This is a genomic window from Pseudomonas sp. BCRC 81390, from assembly GCF_030341915.1.
GTDB lineage: Bacteria > Pseudomonadota > Gammaproteobacteria > Pseudomonadales > Pseudomonadaceae > Aquipseudomonas.
Genome location: NZ_JATAAG010000066.1, coordinates 147,735 through 170,562, shown reverse-complemented (window position 1 = coordinate 170,562; position 22,828 = coordinate 147,735). Strand labels below are relative to the sequence as shown.

The following is a 22,828-nucleotide window of genomic DNA, read 5'->3' as shown; positions in this document are numbered from 1 at the left end:
TTGGGCGCCGGCAAGCCCGCGAACACCGGCGAAGCCGGTGCCATCCACCGAGTTGCCTGCTTCGCGGGCATGCCCGCTCCCACAAAACCGCGAAGAGGCCGCAACAGGCCATCTCACATTCAGAGGGTTTTGTTGGCCTCTGGCCCGATCATCCGTGCCAGCCCCAGGTTCTTCAGGGCCAGCTGCAGCGAGCTGTGGATAACTTGCGGGTTGTCATGGCTCAGGGCTTCCACCAACAGCTCCTTGGCCTTGCCCAGGTTCACCTGGCGCAACATCCATTTCACCTTCGGCAGGTTGGTGGCGTTCATCGACAGGCTGTCGAAGCCCATTGCCATCAACAGAATCGCCGCCGCCGGGTCACCGGCCATCTCACCACAGATGCTCACCGGCTTGCCTTCGCCGTGGGCGTCGCGCACCACCGTGTTGAGTGCTTGCAGCACCGCCGGGTGCAGGTAATCGTACAAATCGGCCACACGCGGGTTGTTGCGGTCTACCGCTAGCAGGTACTGGGTCAGGTCGTTGGACCCGACCGACAGGAAGTCCACCTGCCGGGCCAGTTCCTTGGTCTGGTACACCGCCGCAGGAATTTCCACCATCACACCCACCGGCGGCATCGGCACATCGGTGCCTTCGTCGCGCACCTCGCCCCAGGCGCGGTGGATCAGGTGCAGGGCCTCCTCCAGCTCATGGATGCCGGAAATCATCGGCAGCAGGATGCGCAGGTTGTTCAGACCCTCGCTGGCCTTGAGCATGGCGCGGGTCTGCACCAGGAAGATTTCCGGGTGGTCGAGGGTGACGCGGATGCCACGCCAGCCAAGAAACGGGTTTTCTTCCTTGATCGGGAAGTACGACAGCGATTTGTCACCGCCGATGTCGAGGGTACGCATGGTCACCGGCAGCGGATGGAATGCCGCCAACTGCTCGCGGTAGATGGCCAGCTGCTCCTTCTCGCTGGGGAAGCGCTGGTTGATCATGAACGGTACTTCGGTGCGGTACAGGCCCACCCCTTCGGCGCCGCGCTGCTGGGCACGGGCCACGTCGGCGAGCAGGCCGGTGTTGACCCACAGCGGCATGCGGTGGCCATCCGGGGTCACGCATGGCAGTTCGCGCAAGGCATCCAGGCCGCGGGCCAGCTGGCGTTCCTCTTCGACCACATCGCTGTACTGCTTGCGCAGCACTTCGCTGGGGTTGGTGAACACCTCGCCCTTGTAGCCGTCGACGATCATCTCGATGCCGTCGACTTTGGAATAGGGCAAGTCGACTAGGCCCATCACCGTGGGGATGCCCATGGCACGGGCCAGGATGGCGACGTGGGAGTTGCCCGAGCCCAGCACCGAGACCAGGCCGACCAGCTTGCCTTCCGGCACTTCGCCGAGCATCGCCGGGGTCAGCTCTTCACTGACCAGGATGGTGTTGTCGGCATACACCAGCGACTGCGAGCGGGCCTCCTGCAGGTAGGCCAGCAGGCGTCGGCCAAGGTCCTTGACGTCGGAGGCGCGCTCGCGCAGGTAGTCATCGTCCATCAGCTCGAAGCGGTTGACGTGCTCACCCACCACCTGGCGCAGCGCGCCCTGGGCCCACTGGCCGGTCTTGATGACTTCGGTCACCTCACCGCCCAGGGCCGCGTCCTCGAGCATCATCAGGTACACGTCGAACAACGCACGTTCTTCCGGGCGCAGCTGGGTGGCCAGCTTGGCGGACAGCTTGCGCATGTCCTCGCGCACGCCTTCAAGGGCGTTCTGGAACAGGTTCAGTTCGGCGTCGATGTCATCGACGGTCTTGTCCGGCACCACTTCCAGGTCGGCCGGCGGCAGCATCACCACCGCGCGCCCCACGGCGGCGCCAGGCGAGCCCGGCACGCCGACGAAGCGCGCTTCCTGGATGCCCTTGCCCTGGCGGCCCAGGCCGCGGATCGAGCCGGTCGCCTCGGCATGGGCGATAACCCCGGCCAGTTGCGCGCTCATGGTGACCAGGAAGGCTTCTTCGCCCTCGTCGAACTGGCGACGCTCCTTTTGCTGGATGACCAGTACCCCGACCACCCGGCGGTGGTGGATGATCGGCGCACCGAGGAAGGAGGCGAATTTCTCTTCACCGGTTTCGGCGAAGTAGCGGTAACGCGGGTGGTCGGCAGCGTTTTCCAGGTTCAGCGGCTCTTCCCGGGTACCGACCAGGCCAACCAGGCCTTCGTTGGGGGCCATGCTGACCTTGCCGATGGAGCGCTTGTTCAGGCCTTCGGTGGCCATCAGCACGAAGCGGTTGGTTTCCGGGTCGAGCAGGTAGACCGAGCAGACCTGGCTGCCCATGGCCTCCTTGACACGCAAGACAATGATCCCCAACGCCGACTTGAGATCTTTGGCGGAGTTTACTTCCTGGACGATCTTGCGCAGCGTATTGAGCATGGCTCGGGGTCGAACTCCGTCGTCAGTCGCGCGTCAGCAGACGCGGTGCTAGCTCTTTCAGGGCGCGCCGGTAAACCTCGCGCTTGAATGTCACAACCTGGCCCAGCGGGTACCAATAGCTGACCCAACGCCAGCCGTCGAATTCCGGCTTGCCGGTCAGGTCCATCCGCACCCGTTGTTCGTTGCTGACCAGGCGCAGCAGGAACCACTTCTGCTTCTGGCCGATGCACAACGGCTGGCTATGCGTACGCACCAGCCGCTGAGGTAAACGATAACGCAACCAGCCACGGGTGCAGGCAAGAATTTCTACATCATCGCGTTCCAGGCCAACTTCTTCGTTCAGCTCGCGGTACAGGGCGTCTTCCGGCGTCTCGTCAGGGTTGATGCCACCCTGGGGAAATTGCCAGGCATCCTGGTTGATCCGTCGAGCCCATAGCACCTGCCCGGCATCATTCGTGAGAATGATCCCGACATTGGGGCGAAAACCATCCGGGTCGATCACGGCAGCAACCTCGCAAACGCATGTCACCGCATTGTTCCACAAAGCTTGCGAGCGCAGCAACGCGCCCGCCAAGCTTATGTGCAGCGGTGTGAAAACTCCGTATTCTGCGGGCCTACCTTGTGGCTGATGCGAGTGACCGCAATGCGCCTCGCTTTATTCGACCTGGACAATACCCTCCTCGGTGGCGACAGCGACCATGCCTGGGGTGATTACCTGTGCCAACGCGGCATCGTCGACCCGATTGCCTACAAGCAACGCAACGATGCCTTCTACCAGAACTACCTGAACGGCACGCTGGACCTGCAGGCCTACCTGGCGTTTTCCATGGAGATCCTTGCGGCAACGCCCGTGGCCCAGCTCGACGAATGGCACCGCGACTTCATGCGCGCTTGCATCGAGCCGATCATCCTGCCCAAGGCGCTGGCTTTGCTGGAGCAGCACCGTGAAGCGGGCGACCAGCTGGTGATCATCACCGCCACCAACCGCTTCGTCACCGCGCCGATTGCCCGGCGCCTGGGGGTTCGCGTGTTGCTGGCGACCGAATGCGAGATGCGTGACGGCCGTTACACCGGGCGCAGTACCGATATACCCTGTTTCCGTGAAGGCAAGGTGACGAGGCTGGAACGCTGGATGCTGGAGAACGGCTTCGATCTCGAGGACAGCTACTTCTATAGCGATTCGATGAACGACCTGCCGTTGCTACAGCGGGTGACGCATGCGGTGGCGGTGGACCCGGACCCGAACCTGCGGGCCGAGGCCGAGAAGCGCGGGTGGCCGGTGATCTCGTTGCGGGATTGAGGTTCTCCTGCTCCGGCCGTCAGACAGGCTTGGCGCCCATCAGCCCGGCGATGGACAGGAAGCAAACCCCACTGAACATCGCCAGCGCCAAGGTAAAACGCAACCCTACCACTTCAGCCTTGCGCAGCCGGTTCAGCCGCACCAGCAGCCACCACACGGCGAACGCACCGAATACATAGATGACGCTGGAAGCCAGCACCCAGGCTTGCCCCAGCGGCCAGCCCACCAGGTGTACCAGCCACCAGCCGGTGAACGGCATGCTCACCAGGCACAGGCCCATCACCAGCCAGACGAACACCAGCGGCCGGCGCAGCAGCTTGGCGTAGGCCTCGGCATCGCCCCGGCGGCGGGCGCGTACGGTCCAGATCGCCAGGCCCAGGGCGCCCAGCAGCAGGAGTGCGGTGGCGATGATGTGCAAAGTTTTGAGGGTGGTCAGGTGTTCCATGTCTCGGTTGTCCTTGAGCAGGCCATTTTGTGCAGGCTTCTTCGCGGGTAAACCCGCTCCACACAGACCACCACAAGCCTTGAGGGCTGCATGATACCTGTGGGAGCGGGTTTACCCGCGACGAGGCCATCAGCCCCAGCTTAGCCGCTCAGCCCAGGAACAGCTTGTAGGCCGGGTTATCAGTCTCGTCCCAGTACGGGTAGCCGATCTTGGCCAGCGCCGCCGGTACCAGGTGGCGCTCGTCCTCCGGTACCTGCAACCCTGCCACCACGCGCCCGTCAGCCGCGCCATGGTTGCGGTAGTGGAACATCGAGATGTTCCAGCGCCCGCCCAGCTTGTTGAGGAAGTTGAACAGTGCCCCCGGTCGTTCGGGGAACTCGAAGCGCAGGACCATCTCGTCGCTGGCACCCGCCGAATGCCCGCCGACCATGTGGCGGATATGCAGCTTGGCCAGTTCGTTGTCGGTCAGGTCGGTCACCGGGAAGCCTTGCTCGGTCAGTTGCTGCACCAATGCCGCGCGCGGGTCGTTTTCCGGGTGGGTCTGCACGCCAACGAAGATGTGCGCTTCGTCAGAGGTATGCTTGCGGTAGTTGAATTCAGTGATCTGGCGCTTGCCGATGGCCTCGCAGAAGGCCTTGAAGCTGCCTGGGCGCTCCGGGATGGTGACGGCAATGATCGCTTCGCGCTTTTCACCCAGCTCGGCACGTTCGGCCACATGACGCAGGCGGTCGAAGTTGACGTTGGCGCCCGAATCGATGGCCACCAAGGTCTGGCCGGTGACGCCGTACAGCTCGACGTACTTCTTGATGCCAGCCACGCCCAGGGCACCGGCAGGTTCGGTGATCGAGCGGGTATCGTCATAGATATCCTTGATTGCGGCACAGATCTCGTCGGTGCTGACCGTCACCACCTCATCCACGTGGTGCCGGCAGATATCGAAGGTGTGCTGGCCGATCTGCGCCACCGCCACGCCGTCGGCAAACAGCCCGACCTGCGGCAGCACCACGCGCTCGCCAGCCGCCATGGCCGCCTGCAGGCAGTTGGAATCGTCCGGTTCGACACCGATCACCTTGATTTCCGGGCGCAGGTACTTCACGTAGGCGGCAATACCGGCGATCAGGCCGCCACCGCCCACAGGCACGAAGATCGCATCCAGCTGGCCAGGGTGCTGGCGCAGGATCTCCATCGCCACGGTGCCCTGCCCGGCAATGGTGTGCGGGTCATCGTAGGGGTGGATATAGACGAAGCCCTTTTCATCTACCAGCTTCAGCGAATAGGCCAGCGCCTCGGGGAAGGAGTCGCCATGCAGCACCACCTTGCCACCGCGCGAGCGCACGCCTTCGATCTTGATCTCCGGGGTGGTCTTGGGCATCACGATGGTGGCCTTGATGCCCATTTCACGCGCAGCCAGGGCCAGGCCCTGGGCGTGGTTGCCGGCCGAGGCGGTGACCACGCCACGGGCCAGTTCTTCCGCGGTCAGCTGGGCCAGTTTGTTGTAGGCCCCGCGGATCTTGAACGAGAACACCGGCTGCAGGTCTTCGCGCTTGAGCAGTATCTGGTTGCCCAGGCGCTTGCTCAGCTGCCCGGCGCTCTGCAGCGGGGTTTCGACCGCAACGTCGTAGACGCGCGAGGTGAGGATCTTCTTGACGTACTGTTCGAGCATCGGGAATGCATCACTGGGCCGCGGGACAAGGGCTTGGAGTCTACCCCAGCGCTACGTCGGGCGACCACAGCAAAGCCGTGCGAGCCGTTATACTAGGCTCCTTTCAAAACCGCCCTGCCCCTCTCGGAGCCCGCATGACCCAGGACCAACTCAAACAGGCCGTCGCCCAGGCCGCTGTCGACTTCATTCTGCCCAAGCTGGATGAAAAGAGCGTTGTCGGCGTCGGTACCGGTTCGACCGCCAACTTCTTCATCGACGCCCTGGCTCAGCACAAGACCGCCTTCGACGGTGCGGTCGCCAGCTCCGAAGCCACCGCCCAGCGTCTGAAGGGCCATGGTATCCCGGTCTACGAACTCAACAGCGTCAGCGAACTGGAGTTCTACGTGGACGGTGCCGACGAGAGCGACGCGCACCTGAACCTGATCAAGGGCGGTGGTGCAGCCCTGACCCGCGAGAAGATCGTTGCCGCCGTGGCCAAGACCTTCATCTGCATCGCCGATGCCAGCAAGCTGGTACCCGTGCTGGGCGCGTTCCCGCTGCCTGTCGAAGTGATACCGATGGCCCGCAGCCACGTGGCGCGCCAGTTGGTCAAGCTGGGCGGCGACCCGGTGTACCGCGAGGGTGTGGTCACCGATAACGGCAACGTGATCCTCGATGTGCACAACCTGCAGATCACCAACCCGGTGGAGCTGGAAGCGCAGATCAACGCCATCGTTGGCGTGGTAACCAACGGCCTGTTCGCGGCGCGACCGGCGGATTTGCTGCTGCTGGGCACCTCTGAAGGGGTGAAAAGCCTCAAGGCCGAGTAACCTGCGGCGAGGGCTTCGCCCTCGTTTCGCAACACAAGGCCGCACCTACAGGGGTACGCGATTTCCTGCAGAAGCGGCCTTGTGTCGCGATGGGCTGCCAGGCAGCCCCACCTGCTCACTCCGCTGGCTGTTTGAATACATAGAACAGGTTCGGCTCACTGACCAGGTAGATAGTCCCCGCTTCATCCATCGCAATCCCCTCCGCCTGCGGCACCGTCGCCTGCAACCCCTGGAAGCCCTTGCGCAACGACAGGGTGCTCAGCGGTCGGCCTTCCACATCCAGTTCCAGCACCAGCCGCGACTCGTCAGACAGCGCCAGCAGGTGCCCACTGCGCTCATCGAACTGCAAACTCGACAGGTCGCGCACGAACAGCCGCGAATCACGCTTGTTGTCCTGTACCACGTGTACCGCATAAGGCTGCTCGGGGTTGTCATGCGGAAAACCATGCACTTCGTAGATCTGCATCGGATCGCGCTCCTTGGCCACGAACAGGCGCTTGCCGGCCGAATCGTAGGCCAGCCCCTCGAAGCCCTTGTTACCGTTCAGGCCAATGCCCAAGGTCAGCTGCTCGGCATCGCCGGCATCGAGGAACGCCGTGTCATCGTCAAGGCGCACGCGAACCAGCCGCTGCTGGCGTTCGTCGGTGATGACGTAGCTGTTCGGCCCGACATACTCGACGGCTTCCGGGTCGCCGAAACCGGTCAGCGGTATCCGACGCAGGATACGACCGTCCAGCGACAGCTCGATCAGTTCGGAACGGGCATTGGTGACGGTGAACAGGGTCTTGCGATCGGGGTCGTAGGTCAGCGCCGACAAGTCATCATCCAGCCCTTCGACCGGCTGCGCCTCGACCACCACCCGGTAGCGGTCCAGGCCGATGCCCTGCTCCGCAGGCTGCCACCAAGCCTTGAGGTTGAACCAGCCACGTTCGAACAGGCGGAACTCCTGCCCGGCCCAACCGAGCAGAAGCAGGCCGGCAACGGCCACGACAAGAAAGGGGCGAACAAAACGGCGCATGCGTACAGACTCGACATAGGGGTGGCGAATCTAACCATGAACAACTGAAACAAAGCTTAATGCCAGCATCCGAAAAGTCGGATGTTCGGGCTAGTTCTTTCTGAAGCGATAGAACAGGGCCGGCTCGCTGACCATGTACAGGTTGCCCTTGTCGTCCATGGCCACCCCTTCGGCGCGCGGTATGGTGTCTTGCAGGCCATTGAAACCGCCCAGCAAGGTCATGAAGCTGACCTGCTGGCCCTGCTCGTCCAGCTCCAGCAGCATGTTCGAATCGGCCGACAGCACCAACAGATGGCCTGTACGCGGGTCGACACTCAGCGCCGACAGGTTGCGCAGGTCCAGTTCATCGCTGGGCAACACTTGCTTGTCACCCATGAGCGGGCTGCGGCCATCGGTGTTCCAGGTGTACAGCTTGGGCGGGCGCTCCTCGCCGATGACCAGGCGCTGGCGCAGCGGGTCCCAGGCAACCGCTTCGAAGCCCTTGTTGCTTTTCACCGACTGGCCCAGGTCGTGGCTCTGGAAATCATCGTGGTTCAGGGCGGTGGTCTGGGCATCTACCTTGACCACGGTCAGGTCGTGCAGGCGCTCGTCGGTGATGGCCAGGTAACCATCCTCCAGCACCGCGACGCCTTCCGGGTTGTTCCAGCCGTTGAGCGGGATCTTGCGCAGGACCTCGCCATCCAGGTTCAGCTCGACCAGGAACGGGTTCTTGCCCATTACCGCGAACAGGGTGCGGGTACGCGGGTTGAAGGCCACATCGGAGGCTTCGTCTTCGTCCATCCCCGGTAGCGGCTTGGCATCGATGTCGACACGGTAGTCCGGCAACCACACGCTTTCGCTGCGCTCGGCGGTGCTTTCAAAGCTTTCCTTGACCCACAGCGCGCCGCGGTCATCCCAGTGCATGGCCACAGCCACGCCATAGCCAATCACGGCCGCCACGGCCAGGCCGAAGGGCCAACGCAGGTAGAAACGGCGCTTGGGTGTTGCCGAGGCGCTGGAGGGTGATGACATGCGGGGTTCCTGGGGCAATGGCGTAGGTCTGCGCATTATCCGGACGGGGTGTGAAAAAACAGTCAACAGCGCTGGCTTCTTCACGGGGTTTACCCGCGAAGAAAGCGATGCGGTTTCGGTTCAGAGCACCCGGCTTTCGAAGCGGCTCACACCTGGCAGCTCCAGCACCAGTTCGTCACCGACATTGAACGGCCCCACGCCTGCCGGGGTACCGGTAAGGATCACATCCCCCGCCTGTAGCGAGAAGTGCGCCGATATGTGCTGAATCATCGGCACGATCGGGTTGAGCATCATCTTGCTGTTGCCGTCCTGGCGCACTTCGCCGTTGACGCTCAAGCGCAACGGAATGTCGTTCAGGTCTTCGAAGCTGGCAGCCGACACGAAAGGCGGCAGCACACAGGCACCGTCGAAGGATTTGGCCAGCTCCCAGGGCAGGCCCTTTTCCTTCAGCCTGGCCTGCACGTCACGCAGGGTCAGGTCCAGCGCGGGGGCATAGCCCGATATGGCGTCCAGCACCTCTTCTTCGGTCGGATGGGTCGACAGCGGCTTGCCCAGCAACACTGCAATTTCAGCCTCATAGTGCACCGAACCTCGTTCGGCCGGGATCTTGAAGCCGCCTTCGGCCGGTACCACGCAGCTGCCGGGCTTGATGAACAACAGCGGTTCGGTGGGGATGGGGTTGTCCAGTTCCTTGGCATGCTCGGCATAGTTACGGCCGATGCACACCACCTTGCCCAGCGGGAAGTGAATGCGCGTGCCGTCTACGTACTGGTGCTGGTAACTCATGGCCGACTCCTCTGGATACTGCTTTTTATTCAAGTGGGAAGATCTTACCCGGATTCATGATGCCGTTAGGGTCGAACACGGCCTTTATTGCCTTCATGCAGGCGATTTCCTCGGCTGAGCGGCTGTAGCCCAGGTAGTCGCGCTTGGTCATGCCTACCCCATGCTCGGCGGAGATTGAGCCGTTGTAGCGTTCGACGATCTCGAACACCCACTTGTTGACCTTGGTGCACGAAGCAAAGAAATCATCCTTGCTCATGTGCTCGGGCTTGAGGATGTTCAAGTGCAAGTTGCCGTCGCCGATGTGGCCGTACCACACCACTTCGTAATCCGGGTAATGTTCGGTGACGATAGCGTCGATATCACGCAGGAAAGCCGGAACCTTCGCGACGGTTACCGAAATGTCGTTCTTGTATGGCGTCCAGTGCGAGATGGTTTCCGACAGGTATTCGCGCAGCTTCCACAGGTTTTTCAGCTGGGTTTCGCTCTGGCTCATCACGCCGTCCAGCACCCAGCCTTGCTCGACGCAGTGCTCGAAGGTGGCCAGGGCTTCGTTGGCCACCTCTTCGGTACTGGCCTCGAATTCCAGCAGCGCATAGAACGGGCAAGCAGTCTCGAACGGTGCCGGCACGTCGCCGCGCGCCAGGATCCTGGCTAGGCCCTTGTCGGAGAAGAACTCGAAGGCGGTCAGGTCCAGCTTGCCCTGGAAGGCATGCAGCACCGGCATGATCGAGTCGAAGTCCGGGGTACCCAGAACCATGGCGGTAAGGTTGCGCGGTGCGCGGTCCAGGCGCATGGTGGCTTCGACCACGAAGCCCAGGGTGCCTTCGGCGCCGATGAACAGCTGGCGCAGGTCGTAGCCGGTGGCGTTCTTGACCAGGCCCTTGTTCAGCTCCAGCAATTCGCCCTTGCCGGTGACCACCTTAAGCCCGGCCACCCAGTTGCGGGTCATGCCGTAGCGAATTACCTTGATTCCGCCAGCATTGGTGCCGATATTGCCGCCAACCTGGCTCGAACCGCTGGAAGCGAAGTCTACCGGGTAATACAGGCCCTGCTCTTCGGCGAAGCCTTGCAACTGCCGGGTGATCACCCCTGGCTGGCAGACCACGGTGCGGTCGAAGGCATTGAAGCCGAGGATCTGGTTCATGTAGTCGAAGGCGACCACCACTTCGCCATTGGCCGCCACGGCCCCCGCGGAAAGCCCGGTGCGCCCGCCAGACGGCACCAGCGCTACCTTGTGCGTATTGGCCCAGCGAACAATCGCCTGCACCTGCTCCACCGTCTTGGGAAACACGATGGCGCTGGGTGCCGGCGGGTAGTGCTTGGTCCAGTCCTTGCCATAGGCTTCGAGCGAAGCCGCGTCGGTCAGGACCTTGCCAGGGTCGACCAAGGTCATCAGTTCATCAATTACAGCGGGATGGGTCATCGCTGGAACTCTCGACTTATTCATAGTCACCCTGAGCACTCTTCACCTGTCGGGATAAGCTCAGATTGTGTCGCGTATGCTAGCATAGCCCTCCCGCTGTTCATGCTAAGGCAGCCCTGGCGCCTGGCATCACCCCTCGCCATTTTTTCTCCGGGATACAGGTTTACGCAGATGAGCAAGACTTCTCTCGACAAGAGCAAGATCCGGTTCCTTCTTCTTGAAGGTGTGCACCAGAACGCGGTCGATACCCTCAAGGCCGCCGGCTACACCAACATCGAATACCTTACTGGTTCGCTGCCGGAAGCCGAGCTGAAGGAAAAGATCGCCGATGCCCATTTCATCGGCATCCGTTCGCGTACCCAGCTGACCGAAGAGATCTTCGACTGCGCCAAGAAGCTGGTCGCGGTTGGCTGCTTCTGCATCGGCACCAACCAGGTCGACCTGGAAGCTGCCCGCGAACGCGGTATCGCCGTGTTCAACGCGCCGTACTCCAACACCCGTTCGGTAGCCGAGCTGGTACTGGCCGAAGCCATTCTGCTGCTGCGCGGCATCCCTGAGAAAAACGCCTCCTGCCACCGTGGCGGTTGGATCAAGAGCGCGGCCAACTCGTTCGAGATCCGCGGCAAGAAGCTGGGCATCGTTGGCTACGGCTCGATCGGCACCCAACTGTCGGTCCTGGCCGAGAGCCTGGGCATGCAGGTGTACTTCTTCGACCCGCTGACCAAGCTGCCGCTGGGCAACGCGGTACAGGTGACCAGCCTGCACGAACTGCTGGGCCTAGCCGACATCGTCTCGCTGCACGTGCCTGAGCTGCCGTCCACCCAGTGGATGATCGGCGAGAAGGAAATCCGTGCCATGAAGAAGGGCTCGATCCTGATCAACGCCGCCCGTGGCACCGTGGTCGAGCTGGACCACCTGGCCGCCGCGATCAAGGACAAGCACCTGATCGGCGCCGCCATCGACGTGTTCCCGGTCGAGCCGCGCTCCAACGATGAAGAGTTCGAAAGCCCGCTGCGTGGTCTGGACAACGTGATCCTGACCCCGCACATCGGTGGTTCCACCGCCGAAGCCCAGGCCAACATTGGCCTGGAAGTCGCCGAGAAGCTGGTCAAGTACAGCGATAACGGTACCTCGGTGTCCTCGGTCAACTTCCCGGAAGTGGCCCTGCCGGCGCACCCGGGCAAGCACCGCCTGCTGCACATCCACGAAAACATCCCGGGTGTGCTCAGCGAGATCAACAAGGTCTTCGCCGAGAACGGTATCAACATCTCGGGCCAGTTCCTGCAGACCAACGAGAAAGTCGGCTACGTGGTGATCGACGTCGACGCCGAGTACTCGGACCTGGCGCAGGAGAAGCTGCAACAGGTCAAGGGCACCATCCGTTCCCGCGTCCTGTTCTGATTTGCTGGCAGCATGAGAAAGGGAGGCCCTGGTGGCCTCCCTTTTTTTATTTCACTTCAACCGTGATCTTCTGCGACTCGACACTTGGCTTGAACGGCACGTGGAACTGGTCACCCAGTATTAATTGCAGGGTGTGCTTGCCGGGGGTCAGGGTGATGGTGGTTTCGGTCTGCGCCTTGCCGAAGTGCAGCACCTGGGGCCCATCTGGCAGGGCCACGCCGTTTTCCGGCATCAGGCTGGTCGGCAGCGGCATGTCGGCCACTGGCTCCTTGTCTACATCAACCAGCAGGTGGTGATGGCCGGAATGCGGGGTGTGATCACCGGCCGGCTTGAGTGCAATGCCCTCGATACCGAACTTGACGGTGAAGGTCTTGTCCACCGTAGCGCCGTCGGCGGGGGAAACGATGAAGACCTTGGCCTCCTTGGGCGGTTCCTGGCTCTTCAGCGCGTCTGCGGCACTGGCCAGCACCGATGCCCCCATCAGCAGACCTGCAACGGCAGCACGCGAAAATAGGCTGTTCATTCACTTCTCCTGTGATTCACTTGTCGGCCCCCGCCTGCGATCCAACGGCGGCGTGATTCACCTTAGTTGATGCGAACGCCCATATGTTCAAATCGCCAGGTAGAAATATTTCAGTCACGATTAAACATCGCCGAGGCTTCAAGGTCATAGGCTGCGCCCGACCATGGCGGGGAAAAAAGCCGTGGCGGGCGTTATTTACCTGCCAAGAAAAAGGGGCTTTCATGCGTTCGACCATTGGACTACTGCTGGCGGTACTGATTTCGCCATTGGCGCAGGCCGAGCTGATAGATGAAATCGCCGACCGGGGCGAACTGCGCATTGCCGTACAGGCAGACAACTCGCCGTACGCCTTCAAGGAAAACGACCACCTGACCGGCTTCGAAGTGGAGTTTGGCCAGGACCTGGCCAAGGAGCTGGACCTGCGCGCCGAATTCATCGAAGCGCCCGCAACCGAGGTTCTGCCTGGTGTCGAGAGTGGCAAGTACGACATCGCACTGACCCCCTCGAGTGAGTCGCCCCAGGCTGACGGCCCGCTCGATGTGAGCTTGCCATTTGGCGAGAAGCAGCTGGTGATCCCGTTCCAGAAGGACAACCCGGCTTTCGAAAGTGCGGTGAACAACGCCTTGCAGCGGCTCAAGGACAGTGGACGGACTGCCGAGCTTGAACAGAAGTGGTTCAAAGGTGTACCGGCGACGACCGCCGGGCAGTAATTTCTTTACCGCCTGCACCGGCCCTTTCGTAGGCGCCCGCTAAAGGGCCGGTACAGACTTAAACCGAAAGCCCAGCCAGCGCCTGTTCCGCCAGGTCCAGCTCCAGCTCGCTGAACACCTGCACCCCAGCCCGCCGCAGCAGCGCCGTGGTTACACCCTCCCCGGCCACCTTCACCCCACTGAACGTGCCGTCGTAGGTCAAGCGGTTACCACACGAAGGGCTGCCGGCCTTCAGCACCGCCACGCGAATGCCATGCCGGCGTACCAGTTCCAGCGCCTGTTGCGCCCCGGCAATGAACTGCACGCTGACATCCTCTCCGGTCACCGTCAGCACCTGTACATCACCGTCAAGCACCGCTGCCCCCTGCCCGCCGGGTATCTCTGCAGCCGGGCGAGGGGTCGGCAGGCCGCCTGCCACCTCTGGGCACAACGGCACCACACGCCCTTCGGCCTGCCAACGCTGCAGCAGGTCGGGGTGGCCACTGGTACGGCCGTCGTAACGCACCGGCTGTCCCAGCAGGCAAGCGCTGACCAGCACCTTGGGCAGGTCAGAACGGGTCATTGCCACGGCGCCGGAACCAGCCGGTCAACGACAGCCGCTCGCGCCCGGCCGGCAGCACTTCGTGCGGCACCTCACCCGACAGGAACACCACCAGGCAACCCGCCACCGGTTGCACATCGTGCTCGACACCGTCCGCCAGGAACATGCGCAACTGGCCACCGTCCTTTGGCTGCCAGTCTTCATTCAGGTACAGCACCGCTGACACCATGCGCCGGTCATCGTCGCGGAAACGGTCCAAATGGCGGCGATAGAATGCCCCGGGCGGGTACAGGGCGAAATGGCACTCGAAATCTTCCAGGCCGAGGAACAGGCCCCGGTTGATGGCCTGACGCAGCTGGTCCATGGCGGCCAGGTACTGGTCGCAAGCCTCGGCCTGCCCGGGGTCGATCCACTGGATCTGGTCGCCGCGAATGGCTTCGCGTACCTCCTGGGCAACACCGCGCCCAACCCCCGCAGGGTTGAGTTCGCCTTCGGCATCACGACGCCGGCATTCGGCCGCCAGCGCGCGCACCAGGTCGGCAGGCAGAAACAGCGCCTGCTGCGACCAGCCACGGGTGGCCAGATCGTCAACGACGGCCGCAAGCATCGGGTGTTCGGGGGAAGTGTGCATGGCGCGCATCATATCCATTAGCCATGCCGCCGCACAGCGCCACTTGGCCGAGAAGCACGCAGATATCTCGACAAACCAGCGCCAGGCCAAGGACAATAGCCGCCTGCCGACAGGAGTCCTGAATGCGCCGTCTGTTTTCCCTGATTCTGTTGATGATCTGCACCGTGCCTGTCTGGGCAGACAACCTGGATCAACTGTACAAGGCTGCTGGCTGGCCCGACCAGCGCGCCCATTTCAACGATGCCCTGACCGCTGCCCAGGAACGCTACCGCAACAGTTTGCCACCCGCCGTGTACCAGGCGCTGGTCAACAACAGCAACCAGCGTTTCCAGGCCCAGGCCGTGGACCGTCGCGCCCAGGCAAAACTGCGTGCGACCCTGGCCAACCCGGCACCGGCGCTGGCCTTCTTCCAGTCGCCGCTGGGGCGCAAGGTGGTGGCGGCCGAACTCAAGGCCACACGCAAGGATGAACTGGCCAGAAATGCCAAAGGCCTGCCGAAGATCCAGGCCAGCGACAACCGTCTGCTGATCATCGGCCACCTGGCCCAGGCCCTGCCGGCACGCGAGGCGGGCGCCGAAGTGAGCCTGGCTATCGCGGGTGTGGCGGCCGACAGCCTCAGTTCGATGATCCCCGGCCTGTTCGGTGGCGGCCAGGCCCAGGGCCTGCTCGACGGCCAGCGCCAGCGCCTGATGAGCCAGATTGGTGAAGACCTCAACAATACCCTGTTGTATGTCTACCGCGACTTGTCCGACGCGGAGCTGGAAGAGTTCGCGACCTTTGCCGAATCGCCTGACGGCAAGGCCTATTACCAGGCCGCCCTGGCCGCTGTGCGCGCTGGCCTGGCAGTGGGCCAGAGCAGCAACGACCTGAAGTGATCAGCCCAGCCGCTGGTCGATGAAATCGAAGTAGCGCTGGCGAATGCCCGGCAGCTCGTTGGCCAAGTGGTGGCGAGCCCCTGGCAGCATCAGGATCTGCGGCTCGGCGAACTTGGCCTTGAGTACTTCGAGGTTGTAGGGCCAGTCCACCGTGCCATCCGCCTCCCCTTGCACAATCAATGGCCGCCGCGTGCTGCACGGGGCGGCTTCGATGCGCTTGACCCAGGCGATCAAGGCACCGACCCAGGCCGTTGGCAGGCGACGGGGTTGCAGCGGGTCGGCTTCAAGAAACGGCAGGAAGGCCGGGTCATTGGTGTTCTCGCTGAAGCGTCGCTCGATGCCATTGACGAAGTGGCGCAGCAGGCGATAGCTCAACTTCGACCAACGCCAGGCACAGGGCCGCACCAACGGCGCCAACAGGATGACCTGGCCATCGATGGGGCTCTGCGCGCCCTGGTACAGCAGATGGTCCACGGCAATCGCGCCACCGGTGCTCTGCCCGCACAGATGCCACGGGCGTGGCAGTTGCAGCATGCGCGCTTGCTCGAACAAAGCTTCCAGCACCTGCTGGTACAGCGCAAAATCACTGATGCTGGCCCGCTCGCCGCTGGACAGGCCATGGCCGGGCAGGTCGCAGCTGATGACTGCGAATCCCTGCTCGAGCGCCCACTCGATCACGTGCCGATAGAGGCCCATATGGTCGTAATAGCCGTGCAGCAGGAACAGCGTCGCGGTCACCTGCTCGGGTAGCCAGACCTGCCCGACCAGGTCGAAGCCCGCTGCCTGAAAGCCGCCCAGCCAGCTTCGTGCCGGCAGGTCCAGGCCATAGAAACGCTGGTATTCCACGCCTTGGGCCGACAACGGCTGGCGAGCGGTCAACGGCCCCAGGCTGGTGCGCAGGAGGTCGGGATGAAAGGCGGCGGGCATCGGTACATCCACAACGAAGCGAGTATTGATCTGCGATATTCAGCTCTGGCCGGCGTCGTGGCAAGCTTGCTCAGCTTCGAACGACCAGCTCCTGCAAGGGGACCGCGGAAGACCTTCATGAAGAACCGGATCATCAAACCGCTGTGCACAGCAATCGCCCTGCTGGTCGGAGCCGCCATCCTCTGGCAGGCCTACATCACCTTCCAGGCTCGTTACCTGCGTCCGTTCGACAACCAGACCACGCTGTTCGACGGCAGCCAACTACAGCTACCCGCCGAGCTGGCCGGCCCCGGGCCGATCCGCGTGGTGCACTTCTGGGACCCGACCTGCCCGTGCAACGTCGGTAACCAGCAGCACCTGGGCGGACTGGTCAGCCAGTTTGCCGAGCAAGGGGTGATCTTTCATGTGCTGCAAAAGCCAGGCAGCCATGGTCAGTTGCCGGCCAACCTGAGCAGCCTGCAGCCCATCGCCAGTCTGCCCGGTAGCGAACGGCTGCCGGCCTCTCCGGCCGTGGCCATCTGGGACAGGCAGGGCAACCTCGCCTACTTCGGCCCCTACAGCGAGGGCGCCGTGTGCAACGCCAGCAACAGCTTCATCGAGCCGGTGTTAAAGGCATTGCTCGCGAACCGGCCTGTACAGGCCGACAACACCCTTGCCTCAGGGTGCTATTGCCCCTGGTAGATAGCAAGCACCCAAGGATTATCTACAGCAGCAGCCCACAGGAGGATTCTTACCGTAGCGACATACAGAGCAATGGAGAAACTGTATGTCTCAACACGGATCCGTCGAGCTAGCCGACAGCATTGTAAACGCCCCCCGTCTTCCACCAGTCCCGCAATATTTTTGGGGCCACAACCGCATACCGTCTCACTATCTGGCGTCGACCTTTCGACCCGGCCATCTGGTCATCGACCTGGTGCCCCAGATCGAGGCTGACAAGCAGCAGGTCAAGCAAGAACACAATCAGCAACTTGAAGCGCTCGAGCAAAAGCTCGACCAGGCCGTCCTGACGCAGGCCGGTTCGCTGGCTGGGCTGGACCCGCTGTTGGCCATCGAACGAAAGCTCGCTGCCGTGAACCATCTCACGGCCAAGTTCCAGGCCGAGCTCCAAGCCACCCGCCAGGCAGCCAACCAGTTTTTTGGATCAGACCCGGAACACCGCTCCTTCAAGGAATTCGTCGACAGCAGCCGGCGTGCCGGTAGCGCAACAGACCCACGCCAAGCCTGGCTGGCCTCCTACCGCGCCGCTTTCGCCGCGAAAGTTCTACAGCGGCAGATCGACGAACTGGGCCGCCATCGCAGCCGGCTCAGCAGCGAACGGTCCAACACCCGCTACCGGCAGATGCAGACCGGTCAAGCAAGCCAACGTCTGAAGCTTTCCGCGCAGACGCTTGACCGGACGATGGCCGCCCAGCATGAGTACCTGCTGACGCGCAGCATGCTGGAAGCCCAACTCAAAAACTTTGAACGCCACCAACATGACGATGTGGCCGAGCAGGCTGCGCTGGCACATGCCCGCGAACTAGAACTGGAAACGTCCGACTTGCTCAAGTGCCGAGCCACTCTCAGCACCCAGTACGTCGACCTCGACAAGCTCTATGGGCACATGCGCCATACCCCTACCAGAATTGACGTCACGCTCAAGCTGGACACCGCGCGCTCACCGCTGCCACACAAGCAGGAGTTGCTGGATCTCAAGCAGCAAGTCAGCGCTTTCAACGCCACCCATGTCCAGTCGTGGCCAACTGAAAAGGCCAACGTCGCACGCCTGCTTGCAGCGTCGGACCGCAGCCTCACTGCCGCATTCGACGAACAGCTCTACCTCGCTGCGCTCGCCGGGCGTCCCCCGAGTAGCACACCGGTCATCTTCAACGCTTGGGCCGCCAGCACCCGCCATCCGCTGGTGCTTGCCACCTCTCGCGGTGGCGTGGCGCATTTCGAGTCTGTATGGGAGCCCTTTGGCAAACTTCTGAGCAAAGCTGCGATACGCCTGCTCGAAAGCAGCCTCACGGTCGCGCTCAGATATGCCCCGCTGATGTTCTACTCAGCCCGCCTTGGTGACGGCGAGCGTATGGGCGTAACTGTCCCGCTGGCCTCAATGACAGCCGGTGCCGACCTCACCCAACAGGCCAATCGCTTGGCAGGCCAGACGCTGGAGTTGCCGCTGCGCATGAACGCGGTACCCAGCGGCGAGCAGACCGAGGTCTACCTGGTCAACACCGACGGCAACGCTGTACTGCGTGATGTGCGAGTGCGCCAGGCGCAATGGGACTCTGCCGTCAAAGCCTACCGCTTCACTGCCGATGGCCCAGGCGGCGCCACCCTACTCTGGCACCCGGCAACACCGCCAAGCAGCCTGGGCAAACTGGACTTGAACTCCGGCGCCTACGTCGGCGGCCAGCCCATCGTAGAAGAGGTGCAGAAGCACTACCCCCGGGCGCCTCATTGTGCCGCAGCAGGCGGACATCCGCTCCTTCCCCGAACGGCCCGAACTGCACATTGATGACTACGTCATCATTTTCCCGGCAGATTCAGGACTGGCGCCGATCTATGTGATGTTGCGCAGCCCCCGCAATATTCCGGGAGTTGCCAGTGGCAATGGGGTGCTTACGCCCGACAGGGTATTGGACGCAGCAAGCACGGCGGCAGGGGCGCCAATTCCCACGAGGATTGCGGAAAGGCTGAGGGGGCGAAGGTTCAGTAGGTTCGATAATCTACGGGAAGCAATCTGGATGGAGATCGCTGCGGATGAGGTGTTCAAACAGCATCTAGAATTTCTGAACGCTGACAACATGCGAAATGGTATTGCTCCTTACGCCCCCGAGAGCCATTGGGTAGGAAGACGAATAAAGCTGGAGATCCATCATAAGCATGAAATCGCAAGCGGTGGCGCAGTGTATGATCTGGACAATCTTGTACTCATGACACCGCGAGTTCATATTGATCACCACAAGGAGAGCAATCAATGACACTCAAGGGCAAATTGGAGGATTACACAGAAGATGAATTCCTCGCGCTCATAACAGAACTGTACGAAAACCGAGCGGGCCGCCGCGGTACTGAGTTAGAGAGCTTTCGAGACAGGATCATTTCCAATTTCAAAAAGATCACCGAACACCCTGATGGGGCTGATGTTCTGACACGCCCTCCAGCAGGCTCGGACAAAAGCCCTCAAGGCGTCATAAACCGCATTAAAGAATGGCGCGCCGCCAACGGCAAAGCCGGCTTCAAGCCCGCCTGACCTACAAAGCCCTGCGGCAGACACCGCAGGGCTTTTCATATTATCCGCGTACCCGCGCAGGGTTACCCACCACCGTCGCTCCCGCCGGTACATCCCGCGTCACCACACTACCGGCACCTATCACGGCGTTGTCGCCGATGGTCACCCCCGGCAGGATGATCGCTGCACCACCAATCCACACGTTGTTGCCAATGGTCACCGGCCGCCCGCTTTCCAACCCGGTGCGTCGCACCTCGGGATCGAGCGGATGGTCGGCGGTGTAGATCTGCACGTTGGGACCAATCTGGCAGTCCTCGCCGATCCGCACCGGCAACACATCGAGAATCACGCAGTTGAAGTTCATGAAAGTATTGCGGCCGACACTGATGTTGTAGCCATAGTCGCAATAGAACGGTGGGCGGATCACCGCGCCTTCGCCAACCTGGGCAAAATGTTCGGCCAACAGCCCATGCCGTGCGTCGTTGAGCAATTCGACACTGTTGTTGTAACGGTGCATCCAGTGCTTGTTGGCGATCTGCTCGGCCTGCAGCTCGGGGCAACCGGCATGATAGAGCTGGCCTGTAAGCATTTTCTGTTTTTCGCTGAGTGACATGGAAACTCCTTCCTGGGACTATGCTCTGTTCGCGAATCCGCCCATGATCGGACCACACTTTTCGCTGGAATGCACAAGGAGCCTGAATGAAGCGCAGCCTGACCCTGTTGGCCGTGGTAGTTACCGTGGCCGCCGGCGCTGGATACTGGTATGTGCAGGGCAAACTGCCGCAGCGCGAGGGCGAGGTGGCCGTGGCCGGCCTGCAGGCCCCGGTCAGCGTGCGCTACGACGCCCGCGGCGTGCCGCACCTACAGGCGCAGAGCGAGGCGGACCTGTACCGGGCACTGGGCTATGTGCATGCCCAGGACCGATTGTTCCAGATGGAGATCCTGCGCCGCCTGGCCCGCGGCGAACTGGCCGAGGTGCTGGGCGCCAAGCTGCTACCCACCGACACCCTGTTCCGCAGCCTGCGCATTCGCGAACAGGCCACCCTGATGGCCAAGCGTCAGGACCGTCAGTCCCCGGCCTGGCAGGCCCTGCAAGCCTACCTTGACGGCGTGAACAGCTGGCAGGCCAGCCATCCCAAGCCTGTCGAGTTCGACCTGCTCGGTATCACCCCACGCCCGTACACCGCAGAAGACACCCTGAGCATCGCTGGCTACCTGGCCTACAGTTTTGCCGCCGCCTTTCGTACCGAGCCGGCACTGGCCTATATCCGTGACCAGCTGGGCCCCGAGTACCTGGGCATCTTCGACCTCGGCTGGCAGCCGGAGGGCGCCCTGGGTACACCACTGGCCGCTGCCGACTGGCACAGCCTTGAGGCTCTCGCCCGCCTCAGTCATGAGGCGCTAGGCGAGGCCGGCATCCCGCAGTTCGAAGGCAGCAACGCCTGGGCCGTGGCCGGCAGCCGCACCCGCAGCGGCAAGCCGTTGCTGGCCGGCGACCCGCACATCGGCTTCGCCGTGCCGGCGGTGTGGTACGAGGCCGAACTGTCGGCGCCCGGTTTCAACCTGTATGGGTACTTCCAGGCCCTTAACCCGTTCGCCCTGCTCGGCCACAATCGCGACTTCGGCTGGAGCCTGACCATGTTCCAGAACGATGACGTCGACCTGATCGCCGAACGCAGCAACCCGGCCGACGCCAACCAGGTCATGATCAATGGCCAATGGCAGGCGCTGGAGAAGTCCGAGCAGCAGGTCGCCGTGAAAGGCGCAGCGCCGGTGACCCTCAGCCTGCGCCGATCGCCCCACGGCCCGATCGTCAACGACGTGCTGGGCGCCACCGCCGGCCCCACGCCGATCGCCATGTGGTGGGCGTTCCTGGAAACCGAAAACCCGATCCTCGATGGTTTCTACCAGATCAACCGTGCCGACACCCTGAGCAAAATGCGCGAAGCCGCCGCCAAGGTGCACGCGCCTGGGCTGAACTTCGTCTGGGCCAATGCCCGTGGCGACATTGGCTGGTGGGCGGCGGCGCAGCTGCCGATCCGCCCCGACGGGGTCGACCCGGCCTTCATTCTCGATGGCGCCAGCGCCCAGGCCAACAAGCTCGGCTTCTACCCCTTCAGCGTCAACCCGCAGCAGGAGAACCCAGCGCGCGGCTATATCGTGTCGGCCAATTACCAACCGCCGGCAGCGGTGCCGATACCGGGTTACTACAACCTGCCGGACCGCGGCCGTCAGCTCGACAACCAGCTGGCCAACCCCGAGGTGAAGTGGGACACGCAAAACAGCCAGACGTTGCAGCTGGGCACCGCCAGCGATTATGGCCCGCGTACCCTTGCCCCGCTGCTGGCAACGCTGCGCGCGGTGGCCGAGGGTGACGAAGAGAAGGAGCTGGTGGAGCAACTGGCCGCCTGGGCGGGCGACTATCCGCTGGATTCGGTCAGCGCCACGCTGTTCAACCAGTTCCTCTACGAACTGGCGTTCGCCGCACTGCATGACGAACTGGGCAATACCTGGTTCCCGGTGCTGATCAGCACCCGCGCCATCGACGCCGCGCTGCCGCGCCTGGCGGCGGATGCCGATTCGCCCTGGTGGAACACCCGTGGTGACAATCAGCGCAGCGACCGTACCGCCATCGTGCGCACGGCTTGGCAGCACAGCCTGAAGCACCTGCGCGACACCTTGGGCAACGACCCGGCCAGCTGGCAGTGGGGCAAGGCCCACACCCTGACCCACAACCACCCGCTTGGGGTGAAGAAGCCACTGCACCTGCTGTTCAACGTCGGCCCGTTCGCCGCGCCGGGTACCCATGAGGTACCAAACAACCTCTCGGCGAAGATCGGCCCGGCGCCTTGGCCGGTGACCTATGGGCCGTCTACGCGGCGGTTGATCGACTTTGCCGATGCTGGGCAGGCGTTGACCAGCAACCCGGTCGGGCAGAGTGGCGTGCCGTTCGACGGGCACTACGCGGACCAGGCCGAGGGCTATGTGCAGGGGCAGTACCAGCGGGCGCAGATGGGCGTGATTCCTGCGCAGAGTACCTTGCGATTGGTGCCAGGGCCGTGAGGGTCTGCTTCCGCGCCCACCTGTAGGAGCGGCCTTGTGTCGCGATGGGCCGCACAGCGGCCCCGACAATTTCAAATACTCTA

General features: G+C 62.8%; 23 protein-coding genes. 10 read left to right on the top strand and 13 right to left on the bottom strand.

Translation table 11 applies throughout. The features are described from left to right. Positions 1 to 119: 119 nt before the first annotated feature. Positions 120 to 2,399, bottom strand: a complete 2,280-nt coding sequence (ptsP, locus tag QSV36_RS17445; RefSeq protein ID WP_289133516.1) for a phosphoenolpyruvate--protein phosphotransferase — start codon at positions 2,397 to 2,399, stop codon at positions 120 to 122. Between the two features lie 22 nt (positions 2,400 to 2,421). Next, positions 2,422 to 2,901: an RNA pyrophosphohydrolase gene (locus tag QSV36_RS17440; RefSeq protein WP_003249017.1), complete on the bottom strand. Its 480-nt coding sequence runs from the start codon at positions 2,899 to 2,901 to the stop codon at positions 2,422 to 2,424. A 141-nt stretch (positions 2,902 to 3,042) separates the two neighbouring features. On the opposite strand from QSV36_RS17440, the gene QSV36_RS17435 reads away from it, so the two are divergent. After that, complete coding sequence (locus tag QSV36_RS17435) at positions 3,043 to 3,699, top strand: histidinol-phosphatase (protein WP_289133515.1); 657 nt, start codon at positions 3,043 to 3,045, stop codon at positions 3,697 to 3,699. 19 nt (positions 3,700 to 3,718) lie between these two features. Here QSV36_RS17435 and QSV36_RS17430 read toward each other — a convergent pair whose 3' ends face one another. Both QSV36_RS17430 and ilvA read right to left on the bottom strand, forming a co-directional pair. Next, the gene (locus QSV36_RS17430) at positions 3,719 to 4,144 is read right to left on the bottom strand and encodes a DUF2269 domain-containing protein (RefSeq protein ID WP_289133514.1); all 426 of its coding nucleotides are present in this window, start codon (positions 4,142 to 4,144) and stop codon (positions 3,719 to 3,721) included. Between the two features lie 148 nt (positions 4,145 to 4,292). Beyond that, entirely contained in the window at positions 4,293 to 5,807 is a 1,515-nt protein-coding gene (ilvA, locus tag QSV36_RS17425) for a threonine ammonia-lyase, biosynthetic (RefSeq protein WP_225779646.1), read from the bottom strand. A 134-nt stretch (positions 5,808 to 5,941) separates the two neighbouring features. Here ilvA and rpiA point away from each other — a divergent pair, with 134 nt between their 5' ends. Further along, entirely contained in the window at positions 5,942 to 6,616 is a 675-nt protein-coding gene (rpiA, locus tag QSV36_RS17420) for a ribose-5-phosphate isomerase RpiA (protein WP_013974672.1), read from the top strand. Positions 6,617 to 6,731: 115 nt separating this feature from the next. Here rpiA and QSV36_RS17415 read toward each other — a convergent pair whose 3' ends face one another. The 4 genes from QSV36_RS17415 to QSV36_RS17400 form a co-directional block, all read right to left on the bottom strand. Continuing rightward, a complete protein-coding gene (locus QSV36_RS17415) occupies positions 6,732 to 7,634 on the bottom strand; it encodes an SdiA-regulated domain-containing protein (RefSeq protein ID WP_289133513.1) in 903 nt (300 codons plus the stop codon). A gap of 90 nt (positions 7,635 to 7,724) precedes the next feature. Then, a complete protein-coding gene (locus QSV36_RS17410) occupies positions 7,725 to 8,645 on the bottom strand; it encodes an SdiA-regulated domain-containing protein (RefSeq protein WP_289133512.1) in 921 nt (306 codons plus the stop codon). Positions 8,646 to 8,765: 120 nt separating this feature from the next. Continuing rightward, complete coding sequence (locus tag QSV36_RS17405) at positions 8,766 to 9,431, bottom strand: fumarylacetoacetate hydrolase family protein (protein ID WP_289133511.1); 666 nt, start codon at positions 9,429 to 9,431, stop codon at positions 8,766 to 8,768. Between the two features lie 25 nt (positions 9,432 to 9,456). Further along, on the bottom strand, positions 9,457 to 10,854 hold the full coding sequence (locus QSV36_RS17400) for a D-2-hydroxyglutarate dehydrogenase (protein ID WP_289133510.1): 1,398 nt from the start codon (positions 10,852 to 10,854) through the stop codon (positions 9,457 to 9,459). 171 nt (positions 10,855 to 11,025) lie between these two features. On the opposite strand from QSV36_RS17400, the gene serA reads away from it, so the two are divergent. Continuing rightward, positions 11,026 to 12,255, top strand: coding sequence for a phosphoglycerate dehydrogenase (gene serA / locus QSV36_RS17395; protein WP_207838165.1), 1,230 nt, complete (start codon positions 11,026 to 11,028; stop codon positions 12,253 to 12,255). Between the two features lie 46 nt (positions 12,256 to 12,301). Here serA and QSV36_RS17390 read toward each other — a convergent pair whose 3' ends face one another. After that, positions 12,302 to 12,778 carry a DUF4399 domain-containing protein gene (locus tag QSV36_RS17390; RefSeq protein ID WP_289133509.1) on the bottom strand — a complete coding sequence of 159 codons (477 nt, stop codon included), beginning with the start codon at positions 12,776 to 12,778 and terminating at the stop codon, positions 12,302 to 12,304. 221 nt (positions 12,779 to 12,999) lie between these two features. Here QSV36_RS17390 and QSV36_RS17385 point away from each other — a divergent pair, with 221 nt between their 5' ends. Beyond that, the gene (locus QSV36_RS17385) at positions 13,000 to 13,488 is read left to right on the top strand and encodes a substrate-binding periplasmic protein (RefSeq protein ID WP_289133508.1); all 489 of its coding nucleotides are present in this window, start codon (positions 13,000 to 13,002) and stop codon (positions 13,486 to 13,488) included. A gap of 58 nt (positions 13,489 to 13,546) precedes the next feature. On the opposite strand, the gene QSV36_RS17380 is transcribed toward QSV36_RS17385, so the two are convergent. Both QSV36_RS17380 and QSV36_RS17375 read right to left on the bottom strand, forming a co-directional pair. Then, positions 13,547 to 14,050, bottom strand: coding sequence for a 2-thiouracil desulfurase family protein (locus QSV36_RS17380; RefSeq protein ID WP_289133507.1), 504 nt, complete (start codon positions 14,048 to 14,050; stop codon positions 13,547 to 13,549). Further along, positions 14,037 to 14,669 carry a 2OG-Fe(II) oxygenase gene (locus QSV36_RS17375; RefSeq protein ID WP_289134204.1) on the bottom strand — a complete coding sequence of 211 codons (633 nt, stop codon included), beginning with the start codon at positions 14,667 to 14,669 and terminating at the stop codon, positions 14,037 to 14,039. Before QSV36_RS17375 ends, QSV36_RS17380 begins: the two co-directional genes overlap by 14 nt. Positions 14,670 to 14,782: 113 nt before the next feature. Between QSV36_RS17375 and QSV36_RS17370 the strand changes: the two genes are divergently transcribed. Then, positions 14,783 to 15,535, top strand: a complete 753-nt coding sequence (locus tag QSV36_RS17370; protein ID WP_225779655.1) for a DUF2059 domain-containing protein — start codon at positions 14,783 to 14,785, stop codon at positions 15,533 to 15,535. Here the strand turns inward: QSV36_RS17370 and bipL are convergent, their stop codons facing one another. After that, complete coding sequence (bipL, locus tag QSV36_RS17365) at positions 15,536 to 16,462, bottom strand: phospholipase BipL (RefSeq protein WP_289133506.1); 927 nt, start codon at positions 16,460 to 16,462, stop codon at positions 15,536 to 15,538. Positions 16,463 to 16,579: 117 nt separating this feature from the next. On the opposite strand from bipL, the gene QSV36_RS17360 reads away from it, so the two are divergent. The 4 genes from QSV36_RS17360 to QSV36_RS17345 all read left to right on the top strand — a co-directional run bounded on the left by QSV36_RS17360 (position 16,580) and on the right by QSV36_RS17345 (position 19,703). Beyond that, a complete protein-coding gene (locus QSV36_RS17360; RefSeq protein ID WP_289133505.1) occupies positions 16,580 to 17,143 on the top strand; it encodes a DUF6436 domain-containing protein in 564 nt (187 codons plus the stop codon). Between the two features lie 85 nt (positions 17,144 to 17,228). Further along, positions 17,229 to 18,965 carry an S-type pyocin domain-containing protein gene (locus tag QSV36_RS17355; RefSeq protein ID WP_289133504.1) on the top strand — a complete coding sequence of 579 codons (1,737 nt, stop codon included), beginning with the start codon at positions 17,229 to 17,231 and terminating at the stop codon, positions 18,963 to 18,965. Next, entirely contained in the window at positions 18,910 to 19,431 is a 522-nt protein-coding gene (locus QSV36_RS17350) for a pyocin-S2/colicin E7-DNase domain-containing protein (protein ID WP_289133503.1), read from the top strand. Before QSV36_RS17355 ends, QSV36_RS17350 begins: the two co-directional genes overlap by 56 nt. Beyond that, entirely contained in the window at positions 19,428 to 19,703 is a 276-nt protein-coding gene (locus QSV36_RS17345; protein ID WP_289133502.1) for a bacteriocin immunity protein, read from the top strand. Before QSV36_RS17350 ends, QSV36_RS17345 begins: the two co-directional genes overlap by 4 nt. Positions 19,704 to 19,743: 40 nt before the next feature. On the opposite strand, the gene QSV36_RS17340 is transcribed toward QSV36_RS17345, so the two are convergent. Continuing rightward, positions 19,744 to 20,295, bottom strand: a complete 552-nt coding sequence (locus QSV36_RS17340) for a sugar O-acetyltransferase (RefSeq protein ID WP_289133501.1) — start codon at positions 20,293 to 20,295, stop codon at positions 19,744 to 19,746. 86 nt (positions 20,296 to 20,381) lie between these two features. Here QSV36_RS17340 and QSV36_RS17335 point away from each other — a divergent pair, with 86 nt between their 5' ends. Beyond that, complete coding sequence (locus QSV36_RS17335; protein ID WP_289133500.1) at positions 20,382 to 22,745, top strand: penicillin acylase family protein; 2,364 nt, start codon at positions 20,382 to 20,384, stop codon at positions 22,743 to 22,745. Positions 22,746 to 22,828: the final 83 nt, after the last annotated feature.

Excerpts from the sequence above, each read along its gene's own strand:
- ptsP (WP_289133516.1), bottom strand. The coding sequence starts at position 2,399 with ATGCTCAATACGCTGCGCAAGATCGTCCAGGAAGTAAACTCCGCCAAA.
- QSV36_RS17435 (WP_289133515.1), top strand. The coding sequence starts at position 3,043 with ATGCGCCTCGCTTTATTCGACCTGGACAATACCCTCCTCGGTGGCGAC.
- QSV36_RS17430 (WP_289133514.1), bottom strand. The coding sequence starts at position 4,144 with ATGGAACACCTGACCACCCTCAAAACTTTGCACATCATCGCCACCGCA.
- ilvA (WP_225779646.1), bottom strand. The coding sequence starts at position 5,807 with ATGCTCGAACAGTACGTCAAGAAGATCCTCACCTCGCGCGTCTACGAC.
- rpiA (WP_013974672.1), top strand. The coding sequence starts at position 5,942 with ATGACCCAGGACCAACTCAAACAGGCCGTCGCCCAGGCCGCTGTCGAC.
- QSV36_RS17415 (WP_289133513.1), bottom strand. The coding sequence starts at position 7,634 with ATGCGCCGTTTTGTTCGCCCCTTTCTTGTCGTGGCCGTTGCCGGCCTG.
- QSV36_RS17410 (WP_289133512.1), bottom strand. The coding sequence starts at position 8,645 with ATGTCATCACCCTCCAGCGCCTCGGCAACACCCAAGCGCCGTTTCTAC.
- QSV36_RS17405 (WP_289133511.1), bottom strand. The coding sequence starts at position 9,431 with ATGAGTTACCAGCACCAGTACGTAGACGGCACGCGCATTCACTTCCCG.
- QSV36_RS17400 (WP_289133510.1), bottom strand. The coding sequence starts at position 10,854 with ATGACCCATCCCGCTGTAATTGATGAACTGATGACCTTGGTCGACCCT.
- serA (WP_207838165.1), top strand. The coding sequence starts at position 11,026 with ATGAGCAAGACTTCTCTCGACAAGAGCAAGATCCGGTTCCTTCTTCTT.
- QSV36_RS17390 (WP_289133509.1), bottom strand. The coding sequence starts at position 12,778 with ATGAACAGCCTATTTTCGCGTGCTGCCGTTGCAGGTCTGCTGATGGGG.
- QSV36_RS17385 (WP_289133508.1), top strand. The coding sequence starts at position 13,000 with ATGCGTTCGACCATTGGACTACTGCTGGCGGTACTGATTTCGCCATTG.
- QSV36_RS17380 (WP_289133507.1), bottom strand. The coding sequence starts at position 14,050 with ATGACCCGTTCTGACCTGCCCAAGGTGCTGGTCAGCGCTTGCCTGCTG.
- QSV36_RS17375 (WP_289134204.1), bottom strand. The coding sequence starts at position 14,669 with ATGCGCGCCATGCACACTTCCCCCGAACACCCGATGCTTGCGGCCGTC.
- QSV36_RS17370 (WP_225779655.1), top strand. The coding sequence starts at position 14,783 with ATGCGCCGTCTGTTTTCCCTGATTCTGTTGATGATCTGCACCGTGCCT.
- bipL (WP_289133506.1), bottom strand. The coding sequence starts at position 16,462 with ATGCCCGCCGCCTTTCATCCCGACCTCCTGCGCACCAGCCTGGGGCCG.
- QSV36_RS17360 (WP_289133505.1), top strand. The coding sequence starts at position 16,580 with ATGAAGAACCGGATCATCAAACCGCTGTGCACAGCAATCGCCCTGCTG.
- QSV36_RS17355 (WP_289133504.1), top strand. The coding sequence starts at position 17,229 with ATGTCTCAACACGGATCCGTCGAGCTAGCCGACAGCATTGTAAACGCC.
- QSV36_RS17345 (WP_289133502.1), top strand. The coding sequence starts at position 19,428 with ATGACACTCAAGGGCAAATTGGAGGATTACACAGAAGATGAATTCCTC.
- QSV36_RS17340 (WP_289133501.1), bottom strand. The coding sequence starts at position 20,295 with ATGTCACTCAGCGAAAAACAGAAAATGCTTACAGGCCAGCTCTATCAT.
- QSV36_RS17335 (WP_289133500.1), top strand. The coding sequence starts at position 20,382 with ATGAAGCGCAGCCTGACCCTGTTGGCCGTGGTAGTTACCGTGGCCGCC.